The 25816-nt window shown below is 45.3% G+C and carries 17 protein-coding genes; 12 read left to right on the top strand and 5 right to left on the bottom strand.

Features of this window, described 5'->3' with window-relative positions; genetic code table 11:
- The first annotated feature begins 9 nt into the window (after positions 1-9).
- Positions 10-3525 (top strand): FAD-dependent oxidoreductase, encoded by a 3516-nt coding sequence (locus V1225_RS10720; protein WP_338546411.1) that lies wholly within the window; start codon positions 10-12, stop codon positions 3523-3525.
- Positions 3526-3750: 225 nt separating this feature from the next.
- Here V1225_RS10720 and V1225_RS10715 read toward each other — a convergent pair whose 3' ends face one another.
- Positions 3751-4680: an Rpn family recombination-promoting nuclease/putative transposase gene (locus tag V1225_RS10715; protein WP_338546410.1), complete on the bottom strand. Its 930-nt coding sequence runs from the start codon at positions 4678-4680 to the stop codon at positions 3751-3753.
- Between the two features lie 622 nt (positions 4681-5302).
- Between V1225_RS10715 and V1225_RS10710 the strand changes: the two genes are divergently transcribed.
- Both V1225_RS10710 and V1225_RS10705 read left to right on the top strand, forming a co-directional pair.
- Positions 5303-7156, top strand: coding sequence for an NAD(P)-binding protein (locus V1225_RS10710; RefSeq protein WP_160202387.1), 1854 nt, complete (start codon positions 5303-5305; stop codon positions 7154-7156).
- Positions 7150-8883, top strand: a complete 1734-nt coding sequence (locus V1225_RS10705) for an NADH-dependent [FeFe] hydrogenase, group A6 (RefSeq protein ID WP_251630459.1) — start codon at positions 7150-7152, stop codon at positions 8881-8883. The genes V1225_RS10710 and V1225_RS10705 overlap by 7 nt, the downstream gene beginning before the upstream one ends.
- Before the next feature lie 392 nt (positions 8884-9275).
- Here V1225_RS10705 and V1225_RS10700 read toward each other — a convergent pair whose 3' ends face one another.
- Positions 9276-10607: an MATE family efflux transporter gene (locus V1225_RS10700; protein WP_338546409.1), complete on the bottom strand. Its 1332-nt coding sequence runs from the start codon at positions 10605-10607 to the stop codon at positions 9276-9278.
- Positions 10608-10640: 33 nt separating this feature from the next.
- Positions 10641-11078 (bottom strand): winged helix-turn-helix transcriptional regulator, encoded by a 438-nt coding sequence (locus tag V1225_RS10695; RefSeq protein WP_161909276.1) that lies wholly within the window; start codon positions 11076-11078, stop codon positions 10641-10643.
- A 273-nt stretch (positions 11079-11351) separates the two neighbouring features.
- Between V1225_RS10695 and V1225_RS10690 the strand changes: the two genes are divergently transcribed.
- Entirely contained in the window at positions 11352-12764 is a 1413-nt protein-coding gene (locus V1225_RS10690; protein WP_251630458.1) for a Sapep family Mn(2+)-dependent dipeptidase, read from the top strand.
- A 61-nt stretch (positions 12765-12825) separates the two neighbouring features.
- Here V1225_RS10690 and V1225_RS10685 read toward each other — a convergent pair whose 3' ends face one another.
- The gene (locus V1225_RS10685) at positions 12826-13731 is read right to left on the bottom strand and encodes a LysR family transcriptional regulator (protein WP_251630457.1); all 906 of its coding nucleotides are present in this window, start codon (positions 13729-13731) and stop codon (positions 12826-12828) included.
- A gap of 172 nt (positions 13732-13903) precedes the next feature.
- Between V1225_RS10685 and V1225_RS10680 the strand changes: the two genes are divergently transcribed.
- From V1225_RS10680 to V1225_RS10670, 3 genes are read left to right on the top strand one after another with little or no spacing between them, the layout of a single operon-like run.
- Positions 13904-15049, top strand: a complete 1146-nt coding sequence (locus tag V1225_RS10680) for an amidohydrolase family protein (RefSeq protein ID WP_251630456.1) — start codon at positions 13904-13906, stop codon at positions 15047-15049.
- 2 nt (positions 15050-15051) lie between these two features.
- Positions 15052-16230, top strand: coding sequence for an amidohydrolase family protein (locus V1225_RS10675; RefSeq protein ID WP_338546405.1), 1179 nt, complete (start codon positions 15052-15054; stop codon positions 16228-16230).
- Positions 16223-17629 (top strand): hypothetical protein, encoded by a 1407-nt coding sequence (locus V1225_RS10670; protein WP_251630454.1) that lies wholly within the window; start codon positions 16223-16225, stop codon positions 17627-17629. Before V1225_RS10675 ends, V1225_RS10670 begins: the two co-directional genes overlap by 8 nt.
- Before the next feature lie 45 nt (positions 17630-17674).
- Here V1225_RS10670 and V1225_RS10665 read toward each other — a convergent pair whose 3' ends face one another.
- On the bottom strand, positions 17675-18562 hold the full coding sequence (locus V1225_RS10665; protein ID WP_251630453.1) for a LysR family transcriptional regulator: 888 nt from the start codon (positions 18560-18562) through the stop codon (positions 17675-17677).
- A 225-nt stretch (positions 18563-18787) separates the two neighbouring features.
- Here V1225_RS10665 and V1225_RS10660 point away from each other — a divergent pair, with 225 nt between their 5' ends.
- The 5 genes from V1225_RS10660 to V1225_RS10640 all read left to right on the top strand — a co-directional run bounded on the left by V1225_RS10660 (position 18788) and on the right by V1225_RS10640 (position 25815).
- Positions 18788-20170, top strand: a complete 1383-nt coding sequence (locus V1225_RS10660; protein ID WP_338545996.1) for an ISNCY family transposase — start codon at positions 18788-18790, stop codon at positions 20168-20170.
- 210 nt (positions 20171-20380) lie between these two features.
- On the top strand, positions 20381-21823 hold the full coding sequence (locus V1225_RS10655) for a hypothetical protein (protein ID WP_338546402.1): 1443 nt from the start codon (positions 20381-20383) through the stop codon (positions 21821-21823).
- A 19-nt stretch (positions 21824-21842) separates the two neighbouring features.
- Positions 21843-23261: a glycoside-pentoside-hexuronide (GPH):cation symporter gene (locus V1225_RS10650; protein WP_160202380.1), complete on the top strand. Its 1419-nt coding sequence runs from the start codon at positions 21843-21845 to the stop codon at positions 23259-23261.
- A gap of 14 nt (positions 23262-23275) precedes the next feature.
- Complete coding sequence (locus V1225_RS10645) at positions 23276-24670, top strand: hypothetical protein (RefSeq protein ID WP_251614654.1); 1395 nt, start codon at positions 23276-23278, stop codon at positions 24668-24670.
- Positions 24667-25815: a M20 family metallopeptidase gene (locus V1225_RS10640; protein WP_338546400.1), complete on the top strand. Its 1149-nt coding sequence runs from the start codon at positions 24667-24669 to the stop codon at positions 25813-25815. The genes V1225_RS10645 and V1225_RS10640 overlap by 4 nt, the downstream gene beginning before the upstream one ends.
- The last annotated feature ends 1 nt before the right edge of the window (position 25816 follow it).

Here is a 25816-nt window from a genome sequence, read left to right as displayed (position 1 = left end):
GGAATACACATGAATAAATTCAGAATGAATATTGATGGCAAAGAAGTATTTGGACTTCCTGGACAGACCATTTTAGAAGTGGCCAGAGATAATGATATTTTTATCCCTACTCTTTGCTATGATGAAAGAACTACCATTTACGGAGCTTGCGGACTTTGTGTTGTAGAAGTAGAAGGAAACCCTAAACTCTGCAAGGCTTGCGCAACTACAGTTGCTCCTGGCATGGTAGTAATGACAAATACAGACAGAGTCGTAGAGTCCAGAAAGACTAACCTGGAGCTTTTGATTTCCAACCATAACGGTGACTGCAAAGCGCCTTGTGCACAGGCATGTCCTGCAGGAACTGACTGTCAGGGGTATGTGGGTCTGATTGCAAACGGCGAATTTGAAGCTGCAAACGAGCTGATTAAGGATAGAATTCCGCTTCCTGCTTCCATCGGCCGTGTATGTCCGCACCCTTGTGAAGACGCTTGCAGAAGGGGTCTTGTAGATGAACCGATCAGCATTGCTGCCCTGAAGCGCTTTGCTGCTGATTACGACATGATGGAGGATGTTGTATTTGTTCCTGAAATCGAAGAAGAGACCGGCAAATCCGTAGCCATTATCGGCGGCGGCCCGATGGGTCTTTCCGCAGCATATTTCCTGAGACAGAAGGGGCACGAAGTAACTATCTTCGACGCAATGCCGAAGCTGGGTGGTATGCTTCGCTACGGTATTCCTGAATACAGACTGCCGAAGGAAGTACTAGATGCAGAAATTGAAATCATCGAATCCATGGGCGTTGAAATCGTACCGAACTGCAAAGTCGGTGAAGATTTATCCTTTGATACAATCAGAGAAGACTACGATGCAGTGCTTCTTGGTATCGGCGCATGGGTATCCACCGGCGTTGGCTGTCCGGGAGAAGACGCTGACGGCGTCATCGGCGGTATCGACTTCCTGAGAAAGGTTGTTAGAAATCAGCACATCGACTTCGGTGAAAAGGTTGCCATCGTCGGCGGCGGTAACACGGCAATGGACGCTTGCAGAACTGCTGTCAGACTGGGTGCGAAGGAAGTTTATAACATTTACAGAAGAACCAAGGACGAAATGCCTGCTGACAGAATTGAGATTGAAGAGGGTGAAGAGGAAGGCGTAATCTTTAAGAACCTGACCAACCCACTGGAAATCATCAAAGATGAAAAGGGTCATGTAAAACAGATGGTACTGCAGGTAATGGAACTGGGTGAGCCTGACGCTTCCGGCAGAAGAAAGCCGATTCCGGTAGAAGGAAAAACTGAGACCATCGATGTAGATACTGTTATCCTGGCAATCGGTCAGGCAGTAGATGCGAGCGCTTTCGATGTAGATAAGACTAGAAAGAATGCTATCGCATACGATCCTGACACCTTCATGACCAGCATTCCTGGCGTATTTGCAGGCGGTGACTGTGGTAACGATAAGATCTCCATTGCAGTAGAAGCTATTGCTGATGCTGGTAAAGCTGCAGTTGTTATCGACTCCTACTTGAACGGCGAAGCTGTAAGCTATGAAAAACCGTTCTTTGTAGAAAGAGATGATGTAACTGAAGAGACTTTTGAAGATAGGGAAAGACTGTGTAGAGAGAAAGCTGATCAGCTGACTGCTGCAGAAAGAAAAGATAACTTCTCAGAAGTAATCTTTGACGGATTGACTGAAGATCAAGCGCTGGCAGAGGCTTCCAGGTGTCTGGAATGCGGCTGTCACGACTACTTCGAATGTAAGCTGATCGACTACGCAAATGAATACGATGTAGAACCTGAAAGATTTGCAGGGGACAAGAACATGATTGAGTTTACCGATGACCATCCGTTCATCGTAAGAGATCCGAACAAGTGTATCCTTTGCGGACTTTGTGTAAGAGTCTGTGACGAGGTTATGGGCGTAGGCGCACTGGGTCTTGTACAGCGTGGTTTTGATACTGTTGTAAAACCGAACTTGGAAAAACCGCTGGCTGAATCCGGCTGCGAATCCTGCGGTCAGTGTGTCAGCGTTTGCCCGGTAGGCGCACTGCAGGAAAGACAGACTGTACAGAAGGAAGTTCCTCTCGATGCTGAAATTACAGAAACAACTTGTGCATTCTGCTCTGTCGGCTGTACTTTAGATTTAGAATCCTATGGCGATATGCTGATTAAGGCAAATCCTTCCAAGGAAGGTTATGTCAATGCCGGCATCTGCTGCGGAAAAGGCAAGTGGGGCTTTGATGTGGCTGTATTAGAAGATAAGGAAGTAGATCCGCTTGTAAAAGACGGCGATGACTTCCGCATGACTGATTATCATGAAGCTATCGTGATGGCAGCCAAGAAACTGGAAGCAGTAAAAGTTAGAAATGGAGCTGATTCTATCGCAGTTGCAATTTCTGACAGATACACCAACGAAGAAGCATACGCAATGAAGAAGTTTGCTCGCATTGCAGGCGCTAAGACTTTCTGTTTCAACACCAGAAAGAACGCGCTGACCGATGTACTGGGATTGGATGCTTCTCCGAACACCATAGACGAACTTCTGTCCACTGAGGTGATTTTAGTACCGGGCTTCATTAAGAAGAACAATCCGGTTATCTGGAACAAGATTAAACAGGCTGCAGAAGCAGGCGCTAAGGTAGTTGCAATCAACACACCGGAAGCGCAGACTTCCTACGCCTTTGCTGAAAAAGTCATCGACACAGACAACAGCACCGCATTCTTAAAGGGTTTGGCAAAAGCTTTGATTGACATGGGCAAGAAGAGCGATGCTGAAGGCTTTGACGCATTTGCAGCTTCCGTTGCAGACGCTGTAGTTTGCGATGAAATTAAGGCAGTTGCTGAAATGTACGCAAAAGCAAAGAAGGCTATGATTGTCTTCCAGCAGAACGTGCTGTCCTATGAAGCAGCAGCCCTGGTTGCTGAAATTGCGCAGCTGTCCGGTCACATCGGAAAACCTAGAGACGGTATCTTAGCAGTGAAGCCAAAGAATAACTCTCAGGGGCTTGTGGACATGGGCATTCGTGCAGGAGCCGAAGCTATGGAAGGCGTAAAAGGTCTTGTTATCTTCGGTGAAGATCCTGCAGTAGCTGGATTTGACCTGGCTGGACTGGAATTCCTGATGGTTTCCGATATTTACATGACTGAAACTGCAAAGAAAGCAGATGTATTTATTCCGGGAACTGGTGCAGCAAGCACTGACGGCACTTTCACCAATACTGAAAGAAGACTGCTGCCGGTTGAAGCTGCAATTGTGGAAGATGTTGACTTAAGCAACTGGGAAATTGCGGCAGAACTCGCAAATGTATTCGAAGAAGAATTTGGCTTCGAAGACGAATCAGATATTTCTCTGGAAATGGATGATACACTGCCGCTGTATAAGTATGCTGAAATCGGTGAAGTACTGGGCGGCGTACTGGCACCTGTAAATCCTGTGTTTATCCCTGCGGCTGATGCAAAGATGGTAGATGGATTGCCATCAACTGACGCCCTGATGAACATCATGAATGAAAGATTACCTGAAGTCGTATCCCCAACCGCGTAAGAGGTTGGCGGAACGTCTCATGCGAGGTGCGACCAAGAAAACAAGCGAAAGCGAAGTTTGATTGGAATCGCACTACTGCGGAAGCCGTGCCTGCAACGCGTTAACGAAAGTTAGATGCGGCGCCAGGCAGCGAAGGTTGTTTCGGCAACTTTTGAAAGAAAATAGTAAGATAAAAACACTGCTGTCCCAAAGAAGAACGCTGGGACAGCAGTGTTTTATTGTTCATTAGTTATTCAGTTCCTCAAATAGTTGCTCTTTATAGACAGGATCCTTTAGTGCCTTTCTAAGGTCTTCGATCCGATCTTGGTTCAGAAGGGATTCTATCAGTTTCTTCTCAGATTCGGCTTGCATTTTTTCAGCTTCAGCCTGTTTTTTCTCGACTTCAGCCTGCTGCCTTTTAGCTTCAACAACCTGCAGAGCCTTTTCAGATTCTTCCAGCATTTGCTTGCATTTTTCAAATGCGGTGGCGGTTCGTACCCATTCATCGTAAAGTGTCATTCTGCTCCGCACCTCCTTTTCGTTTTCCATGGTTTTCACTGCGCTTTGCAGGCGCAGCAGCCATGAATCTGACTTTGGCACAATATCTTCTTCCAGATACTGAAATAGATTTTTTAATTGGCAAGGAATATCGTCTTTGCTGCACTTACTGTTTAGAAATATTGTAACTTGACCGTCATCTAAATGCAAGTGATTTTTATCGTCAATCATTTGAAATGAGTAGATGGGCTCATCTTGCCCAAGCAAATCAAATAAACAGATAAAGATGACATATCCCGGTCTAAGCTCCCTATATTCCTGACCACGCGCAAGAGAATCGACCGCTGCAACAGCGTGATAGTAGCGACTGCGCTGAGGAAGTTCTTTGGTATCGGCAGCTTGACATTCCACATCAAACCAGGTGTCGTCATCTTCAAACAAGACGTCGAAACGAACTGATTTTGCGTATGGATTAATCATAATGGAATGCTCAGTGTGGAGAATCGTCTCCGCTGAAAAGATTTGAATTTCATCTTCGTAGTCGTGAAGATGAAGCCTGCAAACCCTTTTTTCCGGCAAGATGCGGGCGAGAAGACCTCGGAATAGCTCCTCATCTTTCATGACCGTGCTGAACATAACCGGATTACAAAGGGCGCTGGGTGTTTTTTTCTTTGTCATAATTGACCTCGTTACATAAAAAGAACGGCTGATAAAGCCGTTCTCATCAAAAAATATAAAATGTAGAAATAGAAAAAGGCAAGAGGGCAGATGCGAAAATCGCAGAAAGTCCAACTCGCCTTGTACCATAATATTATATCACAGATTCCCGGCTTTGTTCCAAAAAATATCTGACAAGTTAGGAGCGGCGGGTAGAAGCAACCTGCAGCGGGATAAAGAACAAAATATGTGGATAACTTCCTTGTTGACAAATTTTAAAAAACGTGAAATGATTGAAATCACTAATGTACAAGCTGTAAAGTTTTCCACATGAATAAGTTGAAAAAATTGTATACGATTTGGAAATAATTGTGCATAAGGTGGTTGGTGGTGTATTTTCTGCCAGATTTTTGGTGTGGAAAATTCCTTTAGCAAATGAAAGAAGAAAGGGGATTTTGTTCGGTTTTCGAAAAAAGATATTTCTGAATTTATGTTAGATTATAAAACTAAACTTGTGTTAAAAAATAAACTTTTCGAATATTTTTTGTATACTTTGACAAAAAATGAGCTGGATGCTATAATATAACATGTAATATTTTGGAGCATTTAGGTTTCAAAAGGAAATGAATGGAGGTTAGTTTGAATGGATAGACTTTACGTGAAGTCGAAGGACCGTGCCCAAAGAGCGGTAGAAGGGCTTTACAAAGATTTGGAGCGCAGAATTGCAGCAAGTCCGGCAGGGCAGTGCCCTGTGGATATGGCGGCAGCGTTTTTAAAGCTATGCCATGCACAGAGCTGCGGCAAATGCGTTCCATGCAGGACAGGACTTGGGCAGCTGCAGAATATGCTGGAAGATATTCTGTCCATGGACACGAATTTGGATTTGAGCATTTTAGACACGCTTGAGAGAACTGCAAAGGCCATCAAGGTGTCTGCGGATTGCGCCATTGGCTTTGAAGCAGCGTCTATGGTACTGCGCGGTTTGGAAGGCTTTAGAGAAGACTACGAGTCTCATATTCTCAACCACGCCTGTGCAGATAATGTAATCAATCATAGAGAATCCGTACCATGCAGAGGAGCCTGTCCGGCGGGTGTAGATGTTCCCGGCTATACAGCGCTTGTTCATGCGGGAAGATATGACGATGCGGTACGCCTTATCAGAAAAGATAATCCGTTCCCAACGGTATGCGCGCTGATTTGTGAACACCCTTGTGAGGACAAGTGCAGAAGAAATATCATTGATGCGCCGATTAATATCAGAGGCCTGAAGCGCTTTGCAGTGGACAACTGCTCCAAAAGCGTACCGGTTCCGGAGAAAATGGATCACACAGGAAAGAAGATTGCAGTAGTTGGCGGCGGTCCGTCAGGACTTTCCGCAGCATATTTTTTATCCATCATGGGTCACGATGTAACAGTATTTGAAAAAAGAGCCCAGCTTGGAGGTATGCTTCGTTACGGGATTCCAAGCTATCGCTTGCCGAGAGAAAGACTGCAGTGGGATATCGACGCCATCGCGTCCACTGGCGTAGAATTCCGCACAGACTCTGACGTGGAGTCCGAGGAAGCCATCAGGGAGATCAAAGAAAACTACGATGCTATGTATTTGTCCATCGGTTCCCACAACCATAAGAACCTGGGCATTCCGGGCGAATACGCAAAGGGCGTAGTGCCTGCTGTGGAGATGCTCCGAGGTATTGGCGATGATGCAATGCCGGACTTCAATGGAAAATCTGTTATCATTGTCGGCGGCGGAAATGTTGCCATGGATGTAGCCAGAACAGCCAAGAGGTTGGGTGCCAGTGAGGTATGCATCGTTTACAGAAGGAGACGGGACGACATGACGGCACTGCCTGATGAAATCGGCGGTGCAGTAGCTGAAGGCTGTCAGTTGATGGAATTAATGGCACCGTCTGAAATTATTGTAGATAAGAACGGCAATGTTAAGGGGCTTTATGTGCAGCCGCAGATTGCAGGTGAGGCAGATAAGTCCGGAAGACCAAGACCCGTGGCAGCGGATCTGCCAAGAGTAAAAATGCGGTGCGATATTGTTATTTCTGCCATCGGACAAGCTACAGACTTTACATTCTTTGAACAGTATGGGGTGCCGGTATTCAGAGGAAATATCAAAACAGAGAAATCCAGCGTTGTAGACAAAGTGCAGGGCATTTATGCTGGAGGAGATTGCGTAACTGGTCCGTCGACCGTAATCAATGCTGTAGCTGCTGGTAAGGTTGCAGCAGCCAATATTGACAATTACCTCGGATATAATCATGAGATTACAGTAGATATAGACATTCCTGTACCGCCAGTGCAGGATCAGAAGGCAAGAGGCAGAATTGAATTAAAAGAACGATATGCTTCAGAACGAGGTGGCGACTTTGGCGCAGTAGAACTTCCAATGACCAGAGAGGAATCTCTGGCAGAATCATCAAGATGTCTGCGCTGCGACGCCTGCGGATTTGGTTCATTTAGAGGAGGCAGAATAGAAAAATGGTAAAGTTAAAAATTGATGGGCAGCAAATTGCAGTACCTGCTGGTACTACAATTTTAGATGCTGCTGCAAGAGTAGGAATTAAAATTCCACATCTCTGTTATTTAAAAGATATCAATGAAATCGGCGCCTGCAGAGTCTGTCTGGTCGAGAAAGTCGGCATGGAAAAGCTGGTCACCGCTTGTAATACAGAAGTAGAAGAGGGTGTTGAGATTCTGACTAACAGCCCAAAGGTCAGAGAAGTTAGACGAATTAATGTAGAATTGATTCTTTCAGATCATGACTGTAAATGTGTCCAGTGCGTCAAGAGCGGAAACTGTACCTTGCAGAAGATTGCCAATGACCTTGGCATTATTGAACAGCCTTATAAAGATGTACATGAAAAGACAAGATGGGATTTTGAATTGCCGCTGATTCGTGAAGCATCCAAGTGTGTGAAATGTATGCGATGTGTACAGATTTGTGATAAAGTGCAGGGATTGAATGTCTGGGACATTAATGGTTCTGGCTATAGAGCTTCTGTGGGGGTATCCAATAATCGCAAGATAACAGAAGCGGATTGTGCTCTTTGCGGACAGTGCATTACCCATTGCCCGGTAGGTGCGCTTAGAGAAAGGGATGATTTGCGTCTTCTCAGAGACGCTCTTGCAGATCCTGAGAAAATCACCATGGTACAGATTGCGCCAGCGGTGAGAACTGCCTGGGGCGAGGGAATCGGTATTTCCAAGACAGAGGCGACCACCGGAAAAATGGTCAGCGCATTGCGCAGAATTGGATTTGATTATATCTTTGACACTACATACAGCGCGGACCTTACAATTATGGAAGAGGGCAGCGAATTTATCGAGAGATTTACCCACAAGGAGCAGTATAGCTGGCCGATGTTTACTTCTTGCTGTCCGGGGTGGGTTCGGTTTGTCAAAACCCAGTATCCGGAATATGTGAAGAATCTGTCTACGGCAAAATCACCGCAGCAGATGTTTGGGGCGATGGCAAAGACTTATATCGCCCAGAAGCTGGGCATTAATCCGGATAAAATTTTCTCCGTCTCCATCATGCCGTGTCTTTCCAAGAAATATGAAAAGGGCGTGCCGCAGGTAGATGATGCAGGTCATGGAAAAGATGTGGATTTAGTACTGACCACCAGAGAGATGGACAGACTGATTCGTGCTGATAATATCCAGGCTTATGACCTGAAAGAGGAAGAGTTTGACGAAATCTTTGGAGAAGGATCTGGAGCAGGGGTTATCTTCGGCGCTACAGGCGGCGTCATGGAAGCGGCTCTTCGAAGTGCATATTTCCTTATAACAGGTGAAAATCCGGAAGTCGACAGCTTTAAGAGCGTTCGCGGGATGGACGGCTGGAAGGAAGCCACCTTTGAAATCAAAGGCATGAAGGTAAAAGTGGCAGTTGCCAGCGGTCTAGGCAATACCGGTAAACTGATGGAGGCGATAAAGCGGGGAGAAGTTGATTATGACTTTGTTGAGATCATGGCATGTCCCGGTGGCTGTGTCGGTGGAGGCGGACAGCCGGTCAAAGATGGCTATGAGTTTGCAGAAGCCAGAGGAGAAATCCTCTATGGACTGGACAAATTCTCAAATCTCAGATTTTCTCATGAAAATTCAGCTGTGCAGCTTACCTATGAGGAGTTCCTGGGAGAGCCCAATTCCCATAGAGCACATCAGCTGCTGCATACCAATTTAGAAGATTGGGATTTAGAGATGAACAGATAATTAAAGTAGGCTGCCTTGATATTATTAGGGCAGCCTCGCTGTTTCTACACCATTTTGGGATAAAATTGCGATTATGGTGCACTTTGATTTTTGGCAATTGTAAAATCTGCACCATTTTTTCTTAAATCGATAGAAATGGTGCGGGAAAAAGATGCGATATTGCCGTGCAATTACAGATTCGTAAGATATTGGAAATATATCACATTTGTATGCGCACTTGAAATTCCATAATATACCAGTAAATTTCAAAAATGGAATTAGTAAAGAATCCCAACCTAGAAAAACTGCACCATGACATGGCCTTTTAGTCAAAATGGTGCAGTTTTTTATTCGGACTGATTTCAACTCCCACCATTGGTTAGTTTTTCAAAGAAAATGGTGCGGAAACAGATTTATAGATAATGATATTTTTTTCGATTGAGAACCAGGCAGGTGACAGTAACTGCCAGCGTTAATATTTCTGCGGTAATTCCGGAAAGCCAGATGCCTGTAAGTCCCAGAAGCAGTGGCAGAGTCAGGATGATGGATACCTGGAATACCAGCGTTCTAAGGAATGAAATCAGCGCAGAGAGCGGGCCATTGTTCAGCGCAGTAAAGAAGGAAGAACCGAAAATATTCATTCCGCAAATCAGGAATGACATGGCGCAGATACGGAATCCTTGGCAGGTCATTTCAAAGAGAGTCTTGTCGTAGCCGACAAAGATGGTAGCAAGCGGCACAGCTAGAAGCTCTGCCAGCCATACCAGTACAATGCCGCAGCAGATGATGGCGCGGGTGCTTTTTTTAAACAGATTTTTTAGTTCTGCATGATTTTCTGCGCCGTAATTATAGCTGACAATCGGTGCGCAGCCCATACTATAGCCCAGATAGATAGCAGCAAAGATGAAGTTGACGTACATGATTGTGCCGTAGGCAGCAACACCGTTTTCTCCTGCAAAACGCAGCAGCTGCAGATTGTAAAGTGCACCGACAAGGGAGGAGGAAAAACTGCTTAAAAGCTCAGAAGAACCGTTGGTGCAGGCTTTTAACAGTGCCTTTGGATAGAATTTAGTTCGAGTCAGTGCAAGCAGGCTGTTGTTCTTCCTTGCAAAGTAAACGATTGGGAAAATGCCTCCAAAGATTTCTCCGATGGCAGTAGCGATTGCCGCGCCTGCAATACCCCAGTGAAATACCGCAATGAACAGAAAGTCAAACAACATGTTGAGGACGCCGGAAATAATGGAGACGTAAAGTCCCAGCTTCTGTTTTTCAGCAGCGACAAAAAAGGTCTGAAAGGCGCACTGCAGCATAAAGCAGGGCAGTGAAATCAGCATAATGCGGCAATAAAGCACGCAGTATTCCAGCAGTTCACCTTCTGCGCCCAGCAGAATGGGTATGGGGCGGACAAAAATCTGTGCCACTAGGGAAATGGTGACGCCGCCGATGATTAAAGCGTAAATCAGCATGGAAAAATACTGATTGGCAAGATCCTGTTTCTTTTCTCCTAAGGTTTTCGCAACGATGGCGCTGCCGCCGGTACCCAGCATAAAACCAATGGCGCTGAGCGCTCCGAAAATTGGCATAATCAGGTTGACTGCAGCGAAAGCTGTTTTGCCCACAAAGTTGGACACGAAAAGACCATCGATAATCGAGTAAATGGATGTAAAAATCATCATGACGATAGATGGCAGGACAAAGAGAAAGAGTTTTTTATATGTGAAATGTTCTGATAGTTGTATTCGCATGTAGAATCCCTCCTTTTGCAATTTAGGTATATGTTATTTCAAGGATGCAACTTCCTGACGCAAGTTGCCAAGATACCTGCGCATGAGCTGCAGCAGTACCTCGCCGCTATCACCCAGCGCAGAAAACGCACGCATTTCCATACCCATGACAGGGAGAATTTTCTCTTCAACAATCTTATGCCCGCTGTCTGTCAGATAGATTTGCAAATTGCGGCCTTTGCCTTTTTCCAAATAAATATAGCCGTTTGATTCCAGTTTGCGGATGGAGGAATTGACGGTCTGCTTACTGAGATAGGAATTGTCGCAGATGTCTTTCTGCGTGCAGCCTTCTCCCAGACAGCACAAATCGTAGAGAATGCTGATTGCGCTGTTGCAGGAGCCAAGACGCATGGCGACTTCCCTGTAAATATCGCTTTCTTCCTTATATAGACGGTTGAACTCCAAAAATTCTGGACTTAAAACTGTTTTCATCAAAAAAACCTCCTGTATGAACTGTCGCTTGCCGTAAGCAGCGAAAACTGAGACAAGTCCGAAATCGGACTTTTGACAACAATATATAGTATAGTCCGAAGTCGGACTCGTGTCAAGAGGAATTTTACCGTGTATAATCGGGCAAGAAGACTACAAGATAGCAATTTGTATTATATAACAAAAAGAAAAGGCTTTTTACAAGAAATCCTATTGACAGCACTAAAAGCCATGATAGAATGATACTGTAAACACAAGAGAAAGAAGGTTAGGAAAATGGAACAGAGGATACTGGATACTATGCCGCAGGTAAAGGCTTATTTTGAAGCGCATCGTGCAGAGTTTCTGCAGGATTTAGCAGCGTTAATCGCTATAGATAGCCAAAGAACAGAGGCGAAAGAGGGTATGCCTTACGGGGAAGGTCCGGCGCAGGCGCTGGCAAAAACGCTGGAAATCGCCGCAGGCTATGGACTTTACACGGAAAACTGGGAGAATTATGTAGGCATTATTCAGCTGGACGACAGCAAAGAGCGGAAATTGGAAATCCTGGCGCACTTGGACGTCGTGCCGGAGGGTAAAGGCTGGACAGTAACAGAGCCTTTTGTGATGAAAGAAGTGGACGGAAAAGTATACGGCAGAGGAACCGCTGATGATAAGGGACCAGCGCTTGCTGCCATTTACGCACTTCGCGCGATCAAGGAACTGGGAATTTCTCTGCAGCAAGGGGTCCGGGTTGTAGTCGGCTGCGACGAAGAATGCGGCAGTTCTGATTTGGACTACTATTGGACAAAGACAAGCCCTGCGGAGATGACATTCTCACCAGATGCGGATTATCCTTTGATTAACTTGGAAAAAGGGCATTTCGGTGTGAAAATTAATGGAATTCTGCCAAAACAGACAGGCGTTGTAAAGATTCAATCGGTGCAGTGCGGCACTAAGAGCAACGTCATTCCGGCAGACGCGGAGGCTGTGATTTCTGGTGTTTGTGAAGAAGAGATGCGAAAGCTCCTTGCGCAGCTGGCGGAAGAAACCGGTGTAGAAACTGCGCTTGCATCTGAGGGCACACAGCTTCACGTTGCCTTAAAAGGCATTGCCGCCCATGCGGCAGATCCTGACGCGGGCAACAATGCGGCGACAGCAATGTTGCAGCTACTAGCGAAACTGCCGGAGGCAGATTTTTCAATGCTTAAGGCGCTGCACGAAATCTTTCCCCATGGCGATGGTCACGGCAGATCTGCAGGCATTTACGGACAGGATGAGGAATCCGGTGAAATCAGTGTGTCCTTTAATATTTTGAACATCGATGAAACGGGAAATCTCTTTGCAGAGGTGGACAGCCGGACGCCGATTTCCATGAGCGAACCTGATTTTGCGCCGCTGCCTGAGAAACTGAAGGCAGCCGGTTATACAGCAGAGACCAGTATTAGCGCGCCGCATTATGTATCGCCGGATACACCGCTTGTCAAGACACTTCTTGCACATTATGAAACATGGTTTGGCGAAAAGGGAGAATGTATCGCCATCGGCGGCGGTACTTATGTGCACGGTTTATCGGGCGGCGTTGCTTTTGGCTGCGCAAAGCTTAATGTGGATAACAAAATGCATGGACCGGATGAGTTTGCGGAAATTGATCAGCTACTGGTAAGCGGAATGCTGTTTGCGACCGCGATTTATGATTTGTGTAAATAAGGATGTAATGACTTAGTGCAAAAAACGGGAAATCTTTTCTGAGATTTTCCCGTTTTTTTCTTTAATATGTTTTCTTGTTTTCATAGTAATCTATTACAAATCGGTAGAATGGGTGAGCTTCAATCTTGGGACGATTTGCGCTGTAAACCAAATAAAAAGTCAGCTGATGGTTGTTTGCAGGAGCTTGAAAGGGCAGCGCACAGAGATGAGGATACTGGTTCAGAATAGGAGCACAACGGCTCTGAGGCGCAAGAGAGAAGTCTCCCGGTTTTGTAATCATGGACGGAAGGAAATTGCTATTGCAGACACTGGAGGAAATCTTCAGAGATGCCGGAAAAATTTCAATCTGGTCAGCCGAGTAGGTAATCAGATGACCGTCAGCAAGATCCTCTGCATGGATGATCTCTTTTTTTGAAAGAGGGTCCGTACGGCACAGCAGGATGGATAAGGAGTCAGAAAACAGCGGGGCGAAGCCTATTTGCTGTAAATTGTTTAACGCACCTGTAGTTGCATGAAGGAAATAAAAATCAATTTCTTCTGAAAGAAGTTTGCTGAACGCAACATCATTTACCATGGTGTCATTTATAAAATTGACTGTCCAGTGAGGATTTGAAGACATAAAAGCGGAGACTACCTGCGGCAGCTCTGAATAGATTGCCAGCGAAAGCAGGGCAATATTAATACTACCGCCCTCTTGGTGGGTCGAAGAAAAGCTTTCCATTTTGTGGAGAAATCCTTTCCATTGTGCAATTAGCACGCTGGCATTTTCTACAAAGTGGTGTCCGGCATCGGTTAGCTCTACACTGCGGTTGTTTCTCAGGAGGAGTACCATGCCTAGTTCTTTTTCGACTCTGGTAATTCTTTGGGATACGGCAGACTGGGTTAGGAATAGTTTTGCTGCCGCTTTAGTAATGCTCTTTTCTTCCGCCACTGACAAGACGCAGAGAATATCCTTCATATCAATCATTTCAGACAATCCTTTCTTATCATTAATCTATTTTACGATGCCATTATAAATGATAAATTTACAAAAGGCAAGGAAAGACGTAAACTTTACTTAGAATAACATGTTATTGAACACATCAGTCGTCGTCAGCAAGATTGATAGAGTCAAAACTTTGAAACGAAAGGAAGCTTAGATGGAAAAGAAATTAGCAATTCAGTGCGGTAGACTGCTGCAGCCAGACGGTACTTATAAGGATAGGCAGACCGTGATTGTAGAAAAGAATAAAATAAGAGAAGTGCGGGATGGTTTTATCGCCTTTGCAGACTGTCAGATTATAGACGCAAAGGATAAGTGGGTGACACCAGGGCTTATTGAATCCCACGGTCACCTGGCAACAGGGAATGACACCAATGAGATGACAACAAATCCAGTTAGACCATTTTTTTCTGTTAGAGAAGCAATCAGCCCAATAGATCCAGCCATCGCAAAGGTGCGCGGCGGCGGTTTTACTACATACTGCATTTTACCGGGTTCAGAAGCTTTAATCAATGGCACCGGTGTGACGATAAAATTAAAAGATGCGGCAGTCGTCGATGAGATAGAATTGGCAGAGTGCCAGCCACTGAAGCTGGCGCTGGGAGACAATCCTAAAATGTTTATGGGGAAAAAAGGTGTTTCACCAGCTAGCCGCATGGGAAACGCCGCAGTACTGCGGCAGGCATTTTACAGTGTAAAGGCGCAGCTTGACGCGGGAAATTTTGATTTTGAAAGCGCAGCAAACTGGCAGAACATTCCTGTAGCAGAGGCGCTGCAGGGAAAGAGACTGGTGAAAATTCATTGTCATGATCCACGGGATATCGTTACGGCCGTCAAAATTTCTGAGGAGTTTGGTCTCGATTATACGTTGGAGCATGTGACCGGCGGCAGATTAGTTGCAGAGTTTTTGGGGCAACATAATGTTCGCTGCTGCCTGGGACCGCTTTTGATGAATCCGCTGAAATATGAACTTGAAACAATTGATCCGGTCAATCCTGGTATGTTGGAGCGGGAAGGCGTAAAGTTTTCCCTAATTCAGGATGCGTCGTGGGATACAGATACTTTGATGCTGCCATCGCTTGCAGGGGTCTGTACCGCTTATGGACTGTCACAGGAGGCAGCGATGCGGGGGCTTACGATAGAGGCGGCAAGAAACCTGCATTTGGAACATAGAATCGGTGCAGTGGAAGTAGGAAAGGACGCAGACCTTGCGGTATTTAATGGAAATCCGCTTTTAAATACGACGAACTGTGAAATGACGATGATAGACGGAATAATTTACAATTATAAAAAGGAGGCGTAGCTATGAGCATGACAGTAATGAAAGCAAAGACAATCATTGTATCTCCTGACAGGGTTCTAACGCCGGGTATTATGATCATTGAAGATGGAAAAATAAAATCAATTGGTATGAGTACGAAATACCCTGAAACAGCAGAGGTAGTGGACGCAGGGGAATATGAGATTTATCCTGGATTTATCGATGCGTCCAGCCATCTTGGTATCAACAAAGAACCATTCAACTATATGGAAGATACTTGGGACGGCTGTGATTTAGGCGCAGCAATGCAGCCGCAGTTAACTACGGCAGATGGATTTGATCCGTTTTCACAGGCGATTGAAAGAGCCAGAGCGGTCGGTATTACGACAGCTTATGCTGCGGCTGGCCATGGCGTGATTATAGATGGACAGGGAATTGCGTTTAAGCTAAGGAAAAGTGAAACGGCAGATGAAATGTTTCTGCCAGGTACGCAGCAGCTGCATTTGTGTGTTGGTGATTACCCGCTGATGGGTTTTAAACAGAAAGGGCAGCCGCCAATGACCCGCATGGCGCTGATGGATATGCTCTACAGTGAACTTTGCCGTGTAAAGGATGTGGTGGAAAGCGGTGAAAAACCAGCTGATCCGAAAACCGTAGTATTGGCAAAGGCGTTGAAGCGAGAAATAAAGGTGAGGGTTTACGTCTTGGCAGCCCAGGATATTCCTCCTGCCGTAAAGCTTTGTGAGGAATTTGGACTGGACTATATTCTGGATGGCCTTTACGAAGCGTGGAAGCTTCCTGAATTCTGGACAGCACATGCCCAAACAGTGCTGCTGAACGGTGTGCCGTTTGGACCGATGCAGAACTCAATGGCGGCCAAATATGATATGTCCATGGAATGCTTTTCCGTACTAGAAGAGGCTGGGTGCGATATTGTGCTGACTGCGGATGGTGTGACAACAACAAGGATGCTGCCGTATATGGCGGGCTTTGCGATGGGTCATGGTTTATCCGAAAAACATGCGCTGGCATCCATCACTACTTTGCCTGCGGAACTGCTAGGCTTGTCAGAACATATCGGCACGTTAGAAGAAGGAAAGGATGCAGATTTCTCAATTTATACAGGAAATGCGCTGCTGTCCACCTCAAAGTGTGTTGCGACATATGTGGATGGAAAGCAGGTGTACGCGGATGCAGAATTTGGAGGGAGAAAACATGAATAAAATTCATCCATATACGACAGAAACTTTTCAGCCGCTTCACGCTGCTCAGAAATTAGAAGCACCATTGCGTGACGGCAGGATTGCATTTGAAGCGGTGACAGAGGATCACAGCTTTTATGATGAGGAAGGCAGAACAGAAGCTGTAATTTCAACAATTTCTTATCTCAGAACGGATGATGAAAACAGCCAGCGACCGGTTATGTTTTTGTGGAATGGGGGACCTGGCAGTGCGGTCTCCATGTTGCAGCTGGAATGCTTTGGCCCTTACTGTATTGCCAGAGACGAAGAAAAAAATCCAATCTATGGGCTGGAAATAGAAGCAGACACGATTTTGGACCTTTGTGACCTTGTATATATGGATCCGGTGGGAGTAGGATATTCCAGACTCTTTCGGGACGAAGCAGCGAAACATTACTTTTCGGTGGACGGGGATGCACGCAGTATTGCTTTTGCTATTGTCAGCTGGCTGAAAAAGCATCAAAGATGGAACAGCCCAGTATATTTATGCGGAGAGAGCTACGGCACAATCAGAGCCTGCAGGGTACTGGATGAATTGGGAAGAAATCCGTTCTATGGAAATCGGATGATGCTCGGAGTGCCGGTAGCCGGTGTCATTTTAATTGGTTCGGCGCTCTCTGTGGGAAAGTCGGGAAACGAATTGATTGACCCTGCCCTGGAACTCGTTACGGCGGCACTTCCATCTATGGCGGCAGTTAACTGGTATCATAATCATCAGGAAGACGAGGAAAGAAACGCTTTTGTGGAGGCAGCCTGGACATTTGGAAGAACACGGCTTTTGCCGGCGCTCTTTGCAGGAGATGACTGCAGTCTGGAGGAAATAAAGGAGCTTGCGGCGGAACTTGCCAAATATACAGGAATGGACGCTGCGTATTTTGAAAATAGCAGATTAAAACTGCGGACTCTGGATGATTTTATGACCCAGGTGGTTCGTCATAAAGAACGCCGTGTTGATTTATATGACGGGCGCGTGACGTCACCTCTTGCGGGAGTCTATAATATGGTTGGCGATGGAAATATACCTCTTTCGGTTATGAATGGTATTCTGACGCCGAAGCTAGGTGTGGATACGCAGCGAATATATTATACTGGTAATCTGAATGTATATCCTGACTGGAACTACACTGCGGAAAATGGAAAATCCCACATGGACTGTCTGCGAGAGGCAGCAGAACGGATGCCGGATATGAAAATTTTCATGGCAAGCGGGCTATACGATCTCTGCACATTAGCTGGAAATACCAGATATCAGTTTAGCCACAGCGGAATTGCTTATGGGAGGGTTGTGACAAAGGAATATCCCGGCGGACATGGCGTTTACTCCAGCAAAGAAGGAAAAGCCGCGTTTTTACAGGATGTGAGATCGATGATAAAGGAGTGATGAACGGACGGGAAAATCCTACTCGTGATTTTCCCGTTTTTTCATCTAGCGTTCTTGTTGCTGTTTGTAATAGTCTACTGTATACTGCAGGAAGGGATGGGTTTCGACAAGTGGCTTATTAGGATTGTATACCAGGTAAAGGGTGAGGATAGGGATTATTCCTTTTGATTTAAACGGAATCGCACGTAAATTTTCATATTGCCGCATAATTTTTTCGCATCGGCTTTTTGGTGTTAGGGTAAAGCTGCCCGGTTTTGTGATTAAAGATGGCAGAAAACTGTCTTCACATACTGTGAGGGTGATGCCCAGATCTTCTGGAAAAGATTCCATTAATTCAGTGTTCCAGGAAATGAGATGGTATCCGGCCAAGTCTTCTGCTTCGACAATCTCTTTGCTGGTAAGGGAATCTGCTTTATGGAGGAGAATGCATAAAGTATCTTCCTTTAGAGGAATCTGTGAGAGGGCATACTCCTCAGCCAGGTTTTCCATATTTGTAAAGATAAAGAAAAAATCAATTTTACCGCCCTGCACGCTTTTGAAACTATCATTATGGGTGGAGAGGTTTACTTTCCAGTTTGGATGCGCAGTCGTAAAACCGGCAATTAATTCCGGTAAATCGGAGTAGATGGATAGCGCGTGCATGCCGATCGTTAAAAACTGCGCTTTTTTCTCTGCGCGTTTTTTCATTTCGGCAAGAAAAGATTCCCATTCTTCTACCAAATGTGAACCCTGTTTTGCAAAGGCAATTCCATCTTCTGTCAGTTCCACACTGCGATTGGTTCTGTCAAAGAGGGTCACGCCCAGTTCTTTTTCTGTTCTGGCAATTTTCTGTGAAACGGCAGACTGCGTGATAAACATATTCGCCGCGGCATTGGTAATGCTCTTTTCCTTTGCAACCTCCAGCACACAGAGGATATCCTGTATATCAATCATAGAAGGGTCTCCTTTCTGCCATTAATTTATTTAATGAAATCATTATAAACGATAAATTTACAAATGGCAAGAAAAGTCGTAAAATTTATTTAAAATATCTGCTCCAAAAGTGATAATGTCTTAAGAAAGCGCAAGAGAAAATGTCCCAAAAGGATTCCTAAAAAACACATATCATAGTAAACTATCTCTTCGGAGGTGGTTTTTATCAGAAAGGTTGAACTTAGAATGAAAGAACAGAAAAAGTACGAAGTGATTAAAAAGCTAAAAGAAACAAACGGAAACAAGAAAAGAGCTGCCGTCGAGCTAGGCTGTACCGTCCGCCACGTAAACCGAATGCTCAAAGGTTATGAGACGCAGGGAAAAGAATTCTTTTCCCACGGAAACAAAGGCAGAAGACCTGCATCTGCTCTCTCTGAGGAGTTAAAAGAGTCTATCCTGCTTCTCTACCAGAACAAATACTATGATTCGAACCTTACGCATTTCACAGAAAAATTGGCTGAGAATGAAGATATCCGGGTCTCAGAGGGAACCGTCAGAAATCTGCTTTACTCTCATGACATTCTCTCTCCCCTTGCATGGAAACGGACTCGCAGGAAACTCAAAGACAAGCTAAAAACCCAAAAGGATACTGCAACATCAAAGACAGAAAAAGAAAGCCTTCAGACTGCAATCGTTGACCTGGAAGATGCACATCCTACCAGAGCCAGATGTTCCTATGCCGGTGAGATGATTCAAATGGATGCGTCTGTACATCTTTGGTTTGGCGAAAACAAAAGCCATCTGCATGCCGCCATTGACGATGCCACGGGAACCCTTGTCGGCGCATATTTTGACAGCCAGGAAACCTTACATGGATACTACCAGGTCTTCCGCCAAATTCTTGAAAATTATGGCATTCCCTATATGTTCTACACTGACCGCAGAACCGTATTTGAATACAAAAAGAAAAATTCTCCAAATTTGGAGAATGATACATTTACGCAGTTTGCTTATGCATGCAAGCAATTCGGTGTCGATTTAAAAACAACCAGTATACCACAAGCCAAGGGCAGAGTTGAACGTCTTTTTAAAACCTTACAATCACGCCTGCCTGTCGAATTACGACTGGCAGGCGTGAAAAACCTGGAGCAGGCAAATGAATTCCTTCACTCCTACATAAAGAAATTCAACGCACAGTTCGCTCTACCCCTTAATCCTACCACGTCTGTATTTGAAACACAACCCTCAAAAGACAAAATCGACCTGTTTCTTTCCTTGCTCACACCCCGTATAGTGGATGCCGGTCATTCCATTCGGTTCAACAACCATCGGTACAAAATGTTGGATGAATCCGGCATGCATACAAACTACTACAAAGGAACGCAGGTGCTGGTAGCGCAGACCCTTAGCGGCAGGCTGTTTTGCAACGTAAACGGGCGAATTTACGCCTTGGAAGAGATTCCGTTGCATGAAGAAGTATCTCGGAATTTCAATACAGAAAAAGAACTTGCAGCAGCGAAGAAGCCAAAGAAGCAAAATATCCCGCCTATGCATCATCCTTGGCGCAAAGATAACTTTATGAAACATGTCTACGCTATGTATGGTAACGAAGCAACCTGGGCTGTTTAACTGCTCACGGTAACCCTTGCTTTTTGGTGCTAATATTGCACTTATTTTTGGACTTTTTCAATTACGGTTGACAGAAAAGTCGTAAAATTTATTTAAAATAACATGTTATTGAACATATCACAAGAGTGTGCTATGGAAAACTGTGTGGACATAGCTGGCAAAATGCTGCACAGTAATGATTCGCTATTATACAAATTATGGAGGAAGAAAATGTTAAAGATGCAGCAAAAACCCTTTGAACCGGTATCTTTTGTAAGAAAAGGTATGGTGACAATAGAGGGAACAGAAATTCCATATCAGGTAATTTCAGAAGACAATGTGCTGACTGATGAAGAAGGCGCTCCAAAAGGTTCTGTGTTTACTTATTCCTATTTCAGAACAGACGTGACAGAGGAAGAAGCTAAGGTAAGGCCTGTATTGTTTGCCTTTAACGGCGGACCGGGATCTTCCGCCTTGTGGCTTCACTGGGGGCTTCTGTCGCCGAAAAAAATAGATTTTGAAAACCCGACAGATCCGCAGCAAAATGGTCCGTATACGCTGGTAAACAATGACAGATGTCTGTTAGATGTTTGCGATATCGTGGTGATGGATCCGGTTACCTGCGGCTACGGCGTCTTAATCGATCCGTCCGCTGCGCCGGAGTTCTTTGGCATCGACCAGGATGCGGCAGCGATGGCACTAGTCATTGAAAGATGGCTTACAAGGTATAACCGCATGAACGCGCCGAAATATATTATGGGCGAAAGCTATGGCACGCTGCGCGCGTCCGTTCTTGCTAATGCCCTGATGGGCGGGCCGACCTTTCCAAATCGGACTTGCACCGGCATTGCCGTAGATGGGATTATCCTTATGGGTACTGTTTTGACCGCAGATTCTTCTTTGAATCCAATGACGGAAGGCAGTATGGAAAACAGCGTTTTGAATCTGCCGACTTTGGCAGCAACACGGTATTATCACCAGCCTGTATCTGGCATCACGCTGGAAGCATTCATAGAAGAAAGCTATACTTTTGCGGCAGATACTTATCTGCGCGCTTTATATCTTGGAAATCGCCTGCCGGAAGCAGAGATGACAGCCTGTATCGAAAAATTATCCTATTTTACAGGCGTACCAAAAAGCTGGTTCCTTGCAAATGGAATCAGACTGACAGTCTCAGAATTTCCAAAGATATATGGGGAAACATCGCTGGGTAAAGTGGTCGGTCTTTACGATGGACGTTACACCATGGATTTATATCACGGGCTTCAGATTCCAGATCCGGTGGCAGACGACGGTGCCATGGGAAAATACACGGCATATTATGCAGGTATTATGAATGGTGAAGGCAGAGAACTTCTTGGCATTGATCTTGACAGGGCATATAAAGCCATCAACTTTGACACTAACATGAAATGGGATTACAAAGCTGTACGTTCACCATTTATTTCTTTGCAGGAAGCCCTCCGAAGAAATCCTAAGCTGCGAGTTTTAGTTGCCAACGGCATTTATGATCTATGTACACCGATGGGCAACGCTCGCTATAGCTTTGCACATATGGCGCAGGAGGAAGGACAGGTCATCATCAAGGATTATCCGTCCGGTCATATGGCGTATGTGGGCGATGTATCCTATGAGATGCTGACAAAGGATTTACATGAATTTATCGAGAAATAGAAAAAGAAAGGACATAAAAATGGAACAGAAGATATTGACAAAGATTGAACCTGTTAAGTTACCTTGGAAGGTGAAAATCCTTTATTGCATGGGCGAATTTTCAAAGACCACCACAGTTATCATGCTCATGGCGTTTGGTATGTACTTCTATACAGAGGTATGTGGTATCAACAGCGGTGTAGCATCGACTATCATCTTAGTGGCGAAGATTTGGGACATCATCAACGACCCGATGATGGGTGCGCTGGTCGACAGAACCAAATCCAAAGAAGGTAAATGTAGAATTTGGCTTAAGTATATGTCAGTGCCTGGTGGTATCATCTTTGCTCTGGCGTTCATGATGCCGGAACTGACTGCAACGGGTAAAATCGTATGGGTTGCTGTTACATATACACTGCAGGGAATGACTGCTACAGCACTGATGATTCCGCTAAACACTTTAATGGGAAGATTAACAAGCGACCCAGTAGAAAGAGCATCACTGAATCAGATTAAAGGTATCATCAATCTGATTCCAAATATAGTTGTTCCTGCTGCTACTATGCCGATGGTTCTGTATTTTGGCAAAGGAGGAGCAGACATGCAGAGAGGCTTCCTGATGGTAGGCATTATCTATGCCGTTGTATTTATTTTATCTAATCTGCTTGCATATATCGGAACGAGAGGTTATGAGCCGCTGGAGCATCTGGCAGAGGAAACAGGTGTACAAGAAGCAGTGAAACTTGAGCAGCCGTCAATGGGCAGTGTACTAAAGGCACTGGCAAAGAACACGCCGTGGCTTTTCTGCATCGGCTTATACCTGGTTGATATGCTGGCATCCTCAATTTCTTCTACTGTTATGACATGGTATTTCCAGTACAATATCGGAAACATTCCTTTGATGTCTCTGGTATCCACCATTTCCCTGGGTGCTTCACTAGTCGTATATATCTTCCTGGGCTTCTTTATCAAGAAGTTCGGAAATGCAGGAACTGCTGCTATCGGTTGTGTGCTTAGTATCATCGGATTCGCACTGAGATTTATTCTGCAGGACAGTTCCACTGCAATTCTGCTGGCAGGAAATATCATTGCAAACTTGGGAACTGGTCTGGTTGGCTGTACGATTCTTCTCTGCATCTTTGACGCAAAGGTCTACGGCGAGTGGAAGACTGGCGTGGACAACGAAGCGATTCTGATGAGCGGATTCTCTGTATCCTATAAAACTGGCCAGGCACTGGGAGGACCGATTGCAGGCTATCTGCTTCTGACCGTTCCTTATGTGGCACAGGCGCAAGCACAGGAGCAAAGTGTGCTGAACCTTTGGTTCTATGAGTCTACTTTGTTTCCGGCAATCGGTTTTGCCATCGCACTAGTATTTGCACTGCTTCTGATTAAATACGAAAAGAAAGTACCGCAGATGCAGGCAGAAATTGACGCGAGAAAAGTAGCAAATTTATAATGGGAGGCACTGAAATGCGTGATTTTGTACCATTTTACTGGGAACAGGAAAAGAAAACATCTACAGGAGATACCTACCTGGTGCGGCTTTCTGATTTTGTTTTGACTGACGACGGAGGGGAAGCTGAAGCTGCTATGTACAGCTACAGCTATATAGGTCTTCCTGAAAATAAAGAAAAGCCTGTGGTCTTTGCATATAACGGTGGTCCCGGCTCAGCCAGTGAATGGCTGCATATGGGGCTTCTGGGACCGAAGATTATGGAAATTCCCGGCTATCCCAAGGTAGAAAGACCAGCAAAGTATGATTTTACAGAGAATACATCATTTCTGCTGGACTGCTGCGATCTGGTGTTGATTGATCCGGTAGGGACTGGCTTCGCACCTCTTTTGAAAGAAGAGGCAGCGGAGAAGTATTATGAAACCCAGGGTGATGCCGTTTCCTTTGCAAAATTTATCGTAAACTGGCTAAAGATAAATCAGCGTAAGGATGCGCCGGTATATCTGCTTGGCGAAAGCTATGGAACCATTCGAAATGTGGTTCTGGCAGATGAACTGCCCGATGATGTAAATTTGCGGGGTATCATCAGCGTTGGAACTTCACTCAACGTAGGGGCAAAGGGTACCTTGCTGGTAGAGCCCAATGTGCGCAGACTTGGCGTTAATGCTGCTGTATGCCGCTATCACTTCCACCCGGAGCTGGATGAAGCGGATTTTATCAGAGACGCCATGGAATTTGCTTATGGAGATTACGCCCATGCACTTTTGATGGGAAATCGTCTTCCTGCAGATAAAAGAGAAAAAGTGCTGGAGAAGCTGGCATACTATTCTGGTCTTGACCGAGCGCTTCTTGATAAACAGAACCTTCGTTTCAGTGAGCAGGACTTTATGACAAAGCTCTGTCCAGGAGAATTTGTCAGTATGTATGACGCCAGAATGACCCTGCCTCTTGAACGCAATGGCTCTCTTGCCAATCTGGAAAATGCGGATATCGTTGAGGTGGATTTCAATCAGGAACCGTTTATCAGCTGCATTGGAAGTTCTATTGACGATTGTATAAAGAAATATTATGATGAAGAACTGGCAAGACCAGAGGAAAGAGACTATCAAAGTGATACCTTATCTATCGGTATGAGATGGGATTACCGCTCTTATCAGAAGGATACACTTAAGCTTCCAGTAGACTTGATGAAAGAAAATGAAAACCTGCGTATTCTCTTCGTCAACGGAAGATACGACCTTTCTTCCACCTTTGACTTCGTAACCTACTATCTGTCTCAGTATGACCTTCCGAAGGATAGAATCGCTCACGAGGTGCTGGAATCCGGCCATGCTTCCTATATCGGTGATGGCAATGCTGCAGCTCTGAGTCAGCTTGTTCGTGAATTTATTAAGGCGGAGGATGTGAAATGATCTTTGAAAAAAGAGCAGAAGAGCTGCATCAGCAAATGATAGATGACAGAAGGTATCTGCACAGCCATGCGGAATTCGGCATGGAGCTGCCGGAAACAGCAGCTTATGTAACAAAGAGACTAAAGGAGATGGGCTGTGCGCCTGTCTCCTTGGGTGGCGGCATCATCTGTGATATCGGAAGCGGTGACCATACGGTACTGCTTCGGGCGGATATGGATGCCTTGAAGGTCATAGAGGATAACGATTTGTCATTTCGCTCGCAGACAGAGATTTCTCACATGTGCGGTCATGATCTGCATACTGCCATGCTGCTTGGTGCGGCAAAGCTTTTGAAGGAATATGAGCCTAAGATAAAGGGCAGAGTCAGACTTATGTTTCAGCCGGGTGAGGAAGTGATGGCAGGTGCAAAATCTATGCTGGATGCAGGTGTTCTGGAGAATCCAGGCGTGGAAGCTGCGTTCAGTCTACATGTGTTCACTACACTTGAAAACGGTGTTCTTTCGTATAAAGTGGGAAATGCATTTTCTTCTATAGATATATTCAAGATTCGGATAGAAGGAAAGGGTGGTCACGGTTCTGCCCTTGAGTATACCGTCGATCCGATCAAGGCAGCAATGCTGATTTATCAGGGAATAGAAGGGGTTGTGGCGAGAGAAATCAGTATGTTTCACTCGGCAACCTGTTCCATCGGACATTTTGAAGCAGGAACGATGTACAATGTAATTCCTGAGAGCGCTCTGCTGGAAGGAACGCTGCGCTGCTTTGATGACGATGACAGGGAAAGGATTCTGGAACGGATACAGCATATTCTGGATGGTATTTCTCAGGCAACTGGGACGATTTGTACACTGAAAACTATGTCCACACCTTCTCTAAAGAATGACCCAGTACTTTGTGAGAGCATTGCGCCATATCTTTCTGAAATACAGGGCTTACAGGTAATGGAAACGACAGAACCGGCTAGCGGTTCCGAGGATTTTGCTTTTATCTCCGAAAAAGTACCGACGATGTATATGATTTTAGGTGTAGGAAATCAGAATGCTGCACCAAATCACAACGCGAAGGCAATCTTTGCTGAAGATAAGATGTATCTGGGAAGCGCAGCAATGGCGCTTGCAGCAGTAAAGTATCTGGAGAACTGTTAAA

This window comes from Emergencia sp. JLR.KK010 (assembly GCF_037018265.1).
Classification (GTDB): Bacteria; Bacillota; Clostridia; order Peptostreptococcales; family Anaerovoracaceae; genus Senimuribacter; species Senimuribacter intestinalis.
This window is presented reverse-complemented; position numbering and strand designations above follow the sequence as displayed.